The organism is Rhodococcus sp. NPDC060086 (genome assembly GCF_042730275.1).
Taxonomy (GTDB): Bacteria; Actinomycetota; Actinomycetes; order Mycobacteriales; family Mycobacteriaceae; genus Rhodococcus.
Map to the genome: position 1 here is coordinate 34,142 of NZ_JBHWWZ010000041.1, position 8,876 is coordinate 43,017.

General features: G+C 66.1%; 9 protein-coding genes and 1 pseudogene. 2 read left to right on the forward strand and 8 right to left on the reverse strand.

The window, feature by feature from the left end; genetic code table 11:
• Positions 1 to 1,074, forward strand: a complete 1,074-nt coding sequence (locus ACFWB0_RS19600; protein WP_378492136.1) for a prenyltransferase — start codon at positions 1 to 3, stop codon at positions 1,072 to 1,074.
• 45 nt (positions 1,075 to 1,119) lie between these two features.
• Here the strand turns inward: ACFWB0_RS19600 and ACFWB0_RS19605 are convergent, their stop codons facing one another.
• The 8 genes from ACFWB0_RS19605 to ACFWB0_RS19640 all read right to left on the reverse strand — a co-directional run bounded on the left by ACFWB0_RS19605 (position 1,120) and on the right by ACFWB0_RS19640 (position 8,308).
• Entirely contained in the window at positions 1,120 to 1,770 is a 651-nt protein-coding gene (locus tag ACFWB0_RS19605) for a class I SAM-dependent methyltransferase (RefSeq protein WP_378492125.1), read from the reverse strand.
• 81 nt (positions 1,771 to 1,851) lie between these two features.
• Positions 1,852 to 2,889 carry a phosphotransferase gene (locus ACFWB0_RS19610; protein ID WP_378492126.1) on the reverse strand — a complete coding sequence of 346 codons (1,038 nt, stop codon included), beginning with the start codon at positions 2,887 to 2,889 and terminating at the stop codon, positions 1,852 to 1,854.
• Complete coding sequence (locus ACFWB0_RS19615) at positions 2,886 to 3,992, reverse strand: TIGR03857 family LLM class F420-dependent oxidoreductase (RefSeq protein WP_378492127.1); 1,107 nt, start codon at positions 3,990 to 3,992, stop codon at positions 2,886 to 2,888. The genes ACFWB0_RS19610 and ACFWB0_RS19615 overlap by 4 nt, the downstream gene beginning before the upstream one ends.
• Positions 3,989 to 4,357, reverse strand: a complete 369-nt coding sequence (locus tag ACFWB0_RS19620; protein ID WP_378492128.1) for a carboxymuconolactone decarboxylase family protein — start codon at positions 4,355 to 4,357, stop codon at positions 3,989 to 3,991. Before ACFWB0_RS19620 ends, ACFWB0_RS19615 begins: the two co-directional genes overlap by 4 nt.
• Complete coding sequence (locus ACFWB0_RS19625) at positions 4,354 to 5,241, reverse strand: NAD(P)-dependent oxidoreductase (RefSeq protein ID WP_378492129.1); 888 nt, start codon at positions 5,239 to 5,241, stop codon at positions 4,354 to 4,356. The genes ACFWB0_RS19620 and ACFWB0_RS19625 overlap by 4 nt, the downstream gene beginning before the upstream one ends.
• Positions 5,238 to 5,987: an SDR family oxidoreductase gene (locus ACFWB0_RS19630; protein WP_378492130.1), complete on the reverse strand. Its 750-nt coding sequence runs from the start codon at positions 5,985 to 5,987 to the stop codon at positions 5,238 to 5,240. The genes ACFWB0_RS19625 and ACFWB0_RS19630 overlap by 4 nt, the downstream gene beginning before the upstream one ends.
• Positions 5,988 to 6,028: 41 nt before the next feature.
• A complete protein-coding gene (locus ACFWB0_RS19635; protein ID WP_378492131.1) occupies positions 6,029 to 7,498 on the reverse strand; it encodes an aldehyde dehydrogenase in 1,470 nt (489 codons plus the stop codon).
• A gap of 210 nt (positions 7,499 to 7,708) precedes the next feature.
• The gene (locus ACFWB0_RS19640) at positions 7,709 to 8,308 is read right to left on the reverse strand and encodes a TetR/AcrR family transcriptional regulator (RefSeq protein ID WP_378492132.1); all 600 of its coding nucleotides are present in this window, start codon (positions 8,306 to 8,308) and stop codon (positions 7,709 to 7,711) included.
• Between the two features lie 86 nt (positions 8,309 to 8,394).
• Here ACFWB0_RS19640 and ACFWB0_RS19645 point away from each other — a divergent pair.
• A pseudogene (locus tag ACFWB0_RS19645) lies at positions 8,395 to 8,876 on the forward strand (cytochrome P450); the annotation flags it as partial.

Sequence of the window (8,876 nt, forward strand, 5' to 3'; positions counted from 1 at the left end):
CTGCATCGGCAGATGATGCCGCATGTGCCCGGCGTCCTGTCGCGCGACGAGTGCCTGGCGACGGGGCGTGCGATTGCGCGTATGCAGGAGCCGTCCGGGGCGATTCCCTGGTTTCCCGGTGGCCACACCGATCCGTGGGATCACATCGAATCCGCAATGGCGCTCACCGTCACCGGACTGCTCGACGAAGCGTCGGCTGCCTTCGACTTCCTGCGCAGGACGCAGCGGTCCGATGGCTCGTGGCCCGTGAAGTACCACAACGGGATCATCGAGAACACCGATACCGACAGCAATTTCACCGCATACATCGCCGTGGGGGTGTGGCATCACCATCTCGTCACCGGCGACCGGATGTTCACCACCGGGATGTGGCAGACGGTGCGGGCAGCGCTCGACCACGTCGTCGACATGCAGTTTCCCGGTGGGCACATCGCGTGGGCGCGAGGATCCGGGGGCCTCGTCGACGAGGCACTGCTCACCGGATGCGCCAGCATCCACCAGAGCTTGCGGTGCGGTGTGCAGCTCGCCGAACTCGTCGACGACCCGCAGCCGGAATGGGAAGTGGCACTGTATCGATTGGGACATGCCCTGCGCAGGCACCCAGAGTTGTTCACGCCGAAGCCCGAGTATTCGATGGACTGGTACTACCCGATACTCGGCGGTGCATTGCGCGGCCCAGAAGCGCATCGGCGCATCCGGGAGAGATGGTCCGATTTCGTCGTGGACGGACTCGGGATCCGCTGTGTCGACCACAAACCGTGGGTGACCGGTGCCGAAACGTGCGAGCTCGTCCTCGCGCTCGATGCTCTCGGCGACAGCGCGCGAGCGAACGAGCTGTTCGCAGCCATGCAACACCTGCGCGACCCGGACGGCTCGTACTGGACGGGACTCGTCTACGACGACGGCAAACGGTGGCCCGTCGAGGTCAGTTCGTGGACGAGTGCGGCGGTGATCCTCGCGGCAGATGCGTTGTCGCGGACGACCGGAGGAAATGCGCTGTTCCGCGACGCCGCGGTGCCCCCGGCGCAGTTGGGCCCGGATCACTGCACCGAGCGCTGCGAGGTATTCGTCTGACGCCCGACCGGGGGCACCGGCTCGTATGGAGCGTTGTAAGTGCTCCTACGACCCGACGACGCCCCCGGTGCGTTCGAGCACCCGCAACGACCCTGCGACAGAGACCTCGGTGAACTCCCCGCTTTCGAGTGCGCGGCAATAGATTTCGTACGGCGGACGTCCGCCGTCGGCAGGGTCGGGGAACACGTCGTGGATGATCAGGGCACCGCCGAGTTCCACCCACCGTGCCCAGCCCGCGTAGTCCGCCTGCGCTGCTTCGCTGCTGTGCCCGCCGTCGATGAAGACGAAGGAAAGTGGTGTGCGCCAGAATGCCGCGACCTGAGGGGAACTACCCACGATCGCGACGACGTGCGACTCGAGGGCTCCGTCGGAGAGGGTGTGCCGAAGTTTTCCGACCGTATCCAGCCTGCCGGTGTGCGGGTCGACCAGCGACGAATCGTGGTACTCCCAACCCGGCTGGTGTTCTTCGGAACCGTGGTGGTGATCGACGGTGACAATGGACCCGCCCGTCGCCTTCGCAGCTTCGCCCAGATACACCGTCGAGCGGCCGCAGTAGGTGCCGATCTCGACGCCCACCCCGTCGCCGAGATAGCGAACGGCTGCGTCGTGCAGCGCCGTGCCCTCGTCGATGGGCATGAAACCCGGTGTTGCTTCTGCGAGTTCGATCGCCTCGCGGGGGAGGGTGGTGCGAGTCATCGCGGTCGGTCTCCGTTCGTCGGACGAGCTGAGCGTTCGATGCGTCACATTACCGAGCGTGCTCGGTGTGCGATACCGCCGTCATCCGATGACGCCGAAGCTGTCGAGGTCGCGGATCGCTGCACACGAACGCGCCACCATTGCTGCGAACATCCGGTCTCCCCGCTCGGTCCGGGTGCCGAAGGCACATCCGAATACCGCGATGAGCGGGCCCTGCAGTACACCGAACCGGTAGTCGTCCCAGCACTCGACGAATGCAAAGCGCTCCACACCCTGCTCGACGAGCCTGCGGTGGTACGCGGTGACCAGATGGTGTTCGTGGTCGCGACGCAAGGCGGGAGGCAACGATGTGCCGAGAAAATACGCGAGGTCGCGGGCGGGAAGGCCCAGGGTGATCGTCTGCCAATCCACGGCCGTCACACCGGGAGCACCGTCGTCGGGGAACATGAGGTTGTCGAGGCGATAGTCGCCGTGCAGCACGGTGAAACGTTCACTGCGAGCGGTCATCCACCGTTCGGTGGCGTCGACACATGAGCGCAAGGTATCGGTGTCGCTGTCGTCGAGCAGGTCGCCCAGATCCGCGACGAAGGTATCCACCGCAGGCCCGTACAACTCCGAGAGCATGCGGGCCTGAGCCTCGTCGGGCCGTCCGAGCCATTCCAGGCCGAGCAGATCCGCATCGTTCCACCGCGGGGCGTGCAGATCGGCGAGATTGCGAACGGCGTCGAGTGCTTCTACCGGTGTACATCCGCGGATCTGATCACCCTGCCGGGCGGGGGCGAGATCCTCGAGCAGGAGCGTGAAGTTCCCGTCGTCGCCGAGGGCCGCGAAGTGACATCGGGGAGCCCGGACGGCGACGGTCGCTGCGAGATCGGTGTAGAACCGGACTTCGCCGCGGTACGCGCCGGCGAGCATCGCGCGCATACCGGTGTCGGCTGCGGGAAGCTTGGCGACGAGTCGTTCCGGCACCCCGTCGCCGGTGAGTTCGAGCCGGTGGCACGTACCGACCTGCCCGGTACCGATGGGCTCCGCGCGGACGGTGTGTACGGGGGCGTCGAGGGCGGCGCTGAGCCACTCGGGGGTCAGCTCTGCAATATCGGACACGACGGTGCTGCTCACCGAGTACTCCATCCGGGATTTGCGGGCAGATGTGCGAAACGGCGGGGAGTGCGGATGTGCCGCCACGCGTCGAGAACCGGAGCCAGCTCTGCGGGAGTGGCCCCGTGCAGGATCACGCTGTCGGCGCCTGCGTCGAACTGGTCGGCGATCCGCTCGGCGCATTGCTGGGATGTGCCGGTGGCCGACGCCGCGAGCCAGTGTTCGGGTAAGTGCACCTCCAGGTGCCGGAGCACCTCGTCGGTGCCGGTCGCATCGAATGCGCCCTGGTGTTGCTGCACGATCGGGTCTGCGCGGAACCGCTCGAGGTCGGAAGGGGACCACCCGTTGGCCTTGACCAGCACGTCGCCGTAGCCCTGGAGATAGGTGGCGAGTCTGCCCACGAGTTTGCGTCGTCGTTCGGTGTCGGGGATGGACTCTTCGACGGTCGCCAGTACCGACCAGATTCGGACGGAGGCGGGGTCGCGGCCGGCGCCGGCAGCGGCGTCGCGCACGATCTTCACGGCCCGCGCCACCGTTGCGTCGGAGAAGAAGGTGTGCAGGACCACGCCGTCGGCGATGCGTCCGGCGAGCTCGAGTGATCGGTCGCCGAGTGCGACCATGAGAATCGGGATGTGATCTGTTCCGTCGGCGGTGCGACGCAGGTACGGGAACGTGCCTGCGGGACCGTCGTGGCCGACTGCCGCGTCGCCGCGGAACAGTGTGCGGAGAAGCCCGACGGTGTCGTCGAGCCGTGCCGACGACACTCGCGGCAGACCCATCAGGTCGAACAGGGCCCCGAAGCCGCGGCCGAGCCCAAGGGCGTAGCGGCCTCCACTGAGCCGGTGGGCGGTGGTGGCCATGGTCGCGGTCACCATCGGATGACGGGTCTGGGGGTTCGTCGCGGCGGTACCTATCCCGATCGATTCGCTGATGGCCGCGACTGCCCCGGCGAGCACGCCCGCGTCCTTGGCGTCGAATCGTTCGGACAGGAATACCGCGCCGAGACCGAGTTGTTCGCCGTAGCGGATCTCATGGAGCAACTCGCGCGGGTCGGGAGCGTGCCCGGCAAGCGCATAGAAGCCGAGTTCGAGAAACTCGGGAGCGGCGAGCGCGCCCACTGTCATGAGCGTGCAGAGGAACGACGTGCGTGCAGTGCACTGCCGACCGCGTTGTCCAGTTTCGTTCCGAGGGGCCAGCCCACGTAGTGCGACAGGAACAATGCGATCTCCCGCAGTTGCTCCTCGTCGAGTTCTTCGTTGTGCAGCGCGGCGCCGATCTGGATCTCGGCGACGTCGCTCAGCCCCTGCGCGGCCAGGGCGCCGAGCAGCAGCAGGCGTCGGTCGCGGAGGCTCAGTCCTGGTCGCGACCAGATGTCGGCGAACAGGTGATCGGCGGTGGCGGCGAAATGGGCGCCCGGTCCGTCCTGGAACTCGAATCCGTAGACCTTCCCCATCATCTCGAGTCCGCGTTCGCGCTTGTCGTCGGTCACGACTGTTCCTCCATGCTGTGGGTGCGTGCGGTGTCGCCGATCCCGACTCCGAGGCCGGGGCCGAGGCCCGCGAGGGCGCGTGCCGCGAGTGGAAGTTCGACCTCGAGTCGGTCGCCGAGAGCCAGTGCGAGCGCCAGATCCTTCTCGCCCAGTGCGCGCACGTGCGAGAAGATCGGAAACCAGGAATCGTCGGGTTCGAGCGGGGAGGTGTTGTCGCGCCACATGATCGAACCGGCACCTCCGGTGATCGCGTCGGTGTGCCGGACGACTTTTCCGAGTTCGGTGATGTCGATTCCGGCGGCTTCGGCGAGTCGTTGGGCTTCGGTCGCGGCGGTGAACGACACGAAGTGAAGCAGATTCCGGGCAAGTTTCATCCGGGTACCCGCACCGACCGGGCCGGCATGCACGACCAGCGCGGCGAACGCGCTGAACGGCTCTTGGATCGTCGCGAAAGCCTCGTCGGATGCTCCGACCATGACGGCCAAAGCGGCTTTCTTCGCGCCCGCCGCGCCGCCGCTGACCGGTGCATCGACGAACTCGACCCCGCGTGCGGTGCATTGTTCGGCCAGGTCGACGGCCGTGGTGTCGGAGATCGTCGAGTGCACGGCGATCACCGTGCCCGGTGTCGCGGTGGACAGCAGTCCGCCGGGACCGGCGACGACGTCGCGCACTTGGGCGTCGTCGAGCACCGTCACGCACACGATGTCGCTGACCGATGCGAGTTCTGCTGCGTCCGAGACGGAGTGGGCGCCCGCTTCGATGAAGGGACTGAGCGCATCGGGGTTGGTATCGAGGACGGTCACACTGCCGTGGTGGTCCAGCAGGCGGCGAGCCATCGGTGCGCCCATGTTGCCGAGACCGATATAGCCGATTCGAGCCTTCACGAGCGGATCACCTGACCTCCGTCGACGTTGAAGATCTGGCCGGTGACCCAGCCTGCTTCGTCGGAGAGCAGGAACAAGCACATGCCGACGAGGTCGTCGGGGGTGCCGATCCGCTTGAGCGGCAACTGTTTCACCATGTCGGCGACCATGTTCGAGGGGGTGGTGGTTCGGGTGGCTTCAGTGTCGATGGGTCCGGGTGCGATAGCGTTGATGCGGATGTTCGATCCGCCGAGCTCGACGGCGAGTTGCTGTGTGAGGCCGTTGATTCCGACTTTTGCGAGCCCGTAGAAGCCCGAGTACACCCACGCGGCGGTGGACGACTGGTTGACGATCGACCCGCCGTTGCTCGTCATGTGCGGCCACACGGCGCGGGTGATGTTCAGGGCACCGTCGAGATTGACGCTCATGAACTTCTTGTAGTAGTCCCACGGCACGGTGAGTAGGAGGTCGAGTTTCATTCCTCCGTAGATCGCGGCGTTGTTGACGACGTGATCGATGCCGCCGAAAGTCTCGACGGTTTTCTCGGCGAGTTCCTTTGCCGAATCGGGATCGGAGACGTCCACGGGCAGGAAGGTGGCGGCGCCGCCGTCGACGACGATCTGCTTGGCGACCTGCTCGCCGAGCTCGGCATCGATATCGGCGACCACCACGCATGCGCCCTCGGCTGCGAGCGCTCGTGCGTACGCCTCGCCGATTCCTTGGGCGGCTCCGGTGACGATCGCGGTGCGACCGGTGAATCTGGCCATGGTGCTGGTCCTTTCGGATGTGTCGCGGGTGGGCGACGAAGTCAGTTCGCGGGTTCTGCGACGAGCTTGGTCTCCAGGTATTCCTCGAATCCGGCCAGCCCCATTTCCCGGCCGATCCCGGATTGCTTGTAACCACCGAACGGTGCGTCGGCGGCGTACCAGATGCCGCCGTTGACTCCGAGGGTGCCGGTGCGGACTCCCGCGACCACCCGGTCGATGCGGTCGGGGTCGGTGCCGTACACCGCGCCGGAGAGCCCGTACGGGGAGTCGTTGGCGATGCGGATCGCATCGTCGTCGCCGTCGTGGGGCAGGATCACCAGCACCGGTCCGAAGATCTCCTCCTGTGCCGTGCGCGCAGAGTTGTCGAGGCCCGAGATCAGGGTGGGTTCGACGAAGAAGCCACGATCGTGTTCGGCGGGTCGTCCACCTCCGACCACGATCGTGCCGCCCTCCTCCACAGCGAGGCGGATGTAACCTTCGACGCGTTCGCGCTGCCGCGCCGAAATCAATGGGCCGCAGATGGTGCCGGGGTCGTGTGGATCGCCGGGGCGCAGATTCTGCAGTGTCTTCGCGGTGGCCGCGACGGCCTCGTCGTAGCGGGCGCGTGGCACCAGGAGGCGCGTGGTGATCGCGCAACCCTGCCCGGCGTGCGTGGAAACGGTGAACGCCGCCATGGAGCATGCCGCGCGGAGATCAGCGTCGTCGAGTACGACGAATGCAGACTTTCCGCCGAGTTCGAGGAAGACCTTCTTGAGTGACTCCGACGCGGCCCGCATGACCGACTTGCCGGTGGCTGTGGACCCGGTGAACGAGATCAGGTCCACCCGCGGGTCTTCGGCGAGGAGCGCTCCGATGCGGTGGTCGCTCGAGGTCACGATGTTGAGAACGCCTGCCGGGATGTCGGTTTCCTCGGCGGCGATCCTGCCGATCAGCGCTGCGCACCACGGTGTGTCGGGGGCGGGCTTGAGCACCACGGTGTTGCCCGCGGCGAGTGCGGGCCCGATCTTGGCGAAGTTGATCTGGTGAGGGAAGTTCCACGGGGTGATCGCACCGACCACGCCGACGGCTTCCCGGAGCAGATACCGATGGGTGGGAATCCCCATGGGAGAGGCGTTGCCGAGATCTTTCTTCCACGAATAGTTCTCGGCGAGATCGGCAAACCACAGCAGGTCGTCGACGGGCCCTTCGAGGTGGGCGCCGGAGGTCAGGAACCGGGGTGCGCCGACCTCCGCGATCGTGATCTCCCGGAGTTCCTCGATGTGGCCGCGGATGGCGTCGCGAAGTTGCCGCAGGCAGTGCGCGCGGAAGGCGTGGTCGCGGGACCAGTCGGTGTGGTCGAAGGCGCGGCGCGCAGCGTCGATGGCGGCGTCGAGATCGGCGGCGGTGCCGTCGGCCGCGTGGCCGAGGACCTCTTCGGTGCTGGGATCGAGGATCTCGAACGTGCCGTCGCTGCCGGGGACGAGCTTTCCGTCGATCAGGAGCGTGGAACTGTCGGTCGGGCGCAATGTCATCAGACGATTCCCTTACGTTCTGGACAGGTGTCTGGACTATAGTTCGACATGTTCCGAGAATGCAATGGTTCGAATGGATGTCGTTACGGGGGAGTCTGATACGACGAGAGCGAGCGTGCAGTTGTTGTCGTATTCCTCGTGAGAATCGACAACAACTGCACGCTCGAACGTATGCGCACGCTTCCCCATCTGGGGACGACTGTAATCAGTTTACGTCGATGTCGCTGCGGAGGGGGTGGGTAGGTGGGCGAGCGCGCCCTGGACCACGGATTCGTAGATTCGGTCGAGATCGATCTCGTTGCCGAGGAACCCGCTGCTCTCGAGGACCGCGAAGCCGTGCAGAGCCGAGAACATCCCGATCGTGACTTCGAGCGCCCGTTCTTCGGGGACTCCGCACGAGTGCAGCATGGACCCCAGAGCGCCGTTGGCATCGAGTCCGGCGGTGATGAGTGCCGCCCGATCGACCGGAGCAGTGGTGAGCGCTTGGTAACGCCTCGGGTGGGCCGTGGCCCAGGCTCTGTGTGCGTCGATCAGGGCACGCAGGCCCGCTCTTCCGCTACGGCCCATCGCCACTTCGCGCAGGTGAAGCCCGAGATCCGTCATCGCGCGCGCCTGCACCGCGGCGCGGACGTCGTCGAGGCCGCGGACGTGGTTGTAGAGCGAGGCGGCGACGATACCGAGCCGGCTCGACAGCGTGCTCATCGTGAGCTGTTCCCATCCCGACTCGTCGACGGCGGCGAGGGCGGCGTCGATCACCTTGTCGCGCGTGAGAGTTCGTCGTCGGATGGGCTTGGAATTGTCACGTGCCATGAATTCATTCTAAGGGGCTTCCATTACAAACGAAGATATGTAGTTTATAGACGATAGCCGTTCGCCACCGACTCGTGAGGCGCACCATGACGACATCCCACATCGATCTGAAGAACCCCGACCTCTACACCCAGGGCGTCCCGCACGCCTTCTTCGACGACCTTCGCCGGCAATGCCCGGTCTACTGGCAACCGGAGGACGACGGGCCGGGGTACTGGGCGGTGACGAGCCATGCCGATGTCATCGGCGTCTCGCGCGACACCACGTTCTCGACCGCGATGGGTTCCACCCAGATCGACGAATTCGACGAGGAGACCCGGCTCAAGCAGGCCTCCATGCTTCTCAATCTCGACCCGCCCGATCACACCCGGCTGCGTCAGCTCGTCAGCCGCGGATTCACACCGCGCGTGATCAAGCAGCTCGAGGGCCACATTCGCGACATCTGTGCGCGCGTGGTCGACGACCTGATCGAAGCGGGCCGCGACGGGCAGGTCGTCGACTTCGTTCCGGTCGCGGCCGCACCTTTGCCGCTCGAGGTGATCGCCGCGCTGCTCGGAGCACCTGCCGA

What these genes read in the sequence shown, in the direction of transcription:
- ACFWB0_RS19605 (WP_378492125.1), bottom strand. Translation starts at nt 1,770, where the DNA reads ATGACTCGCACCACCCTCCCCCGCGAGGCGATCGAACTCGCAGAAGCA.
- ACFWB0_RS19615 (WP_378492127.1), bottom strand. Translation starts at nt 3,992, where the DNA reads ATGACAGTGGGCGCGCTCGCCGCTCCCGAGTTTCTCGAACTCGGCTTC.
- ACFWB0_RS19630 (WP_378492130.1), bottom strand. Translation starts at nt 5,987, where the DNA reads ATGGCCAGATTCACCGGTCGCACCGCGATCGTCACCGGAGCCGCCCAA.
- ACFWB0_RS19635 (WP_378492131.1), bottom strand. Translation starts at nt 7,498, where the DNA reads ATGACATTGCGCCCGACCGACAGTTCCACGCTCCTGATCGACGGAAAG.
- ACFWB0_RS19640 (WP_378492132.1), bottom strand. Translation starts at nt 8,308, where the DNA reads ATGGCACGTGACAATTCCAAGCCCATCCGACGACGAACTCTCACGCGC.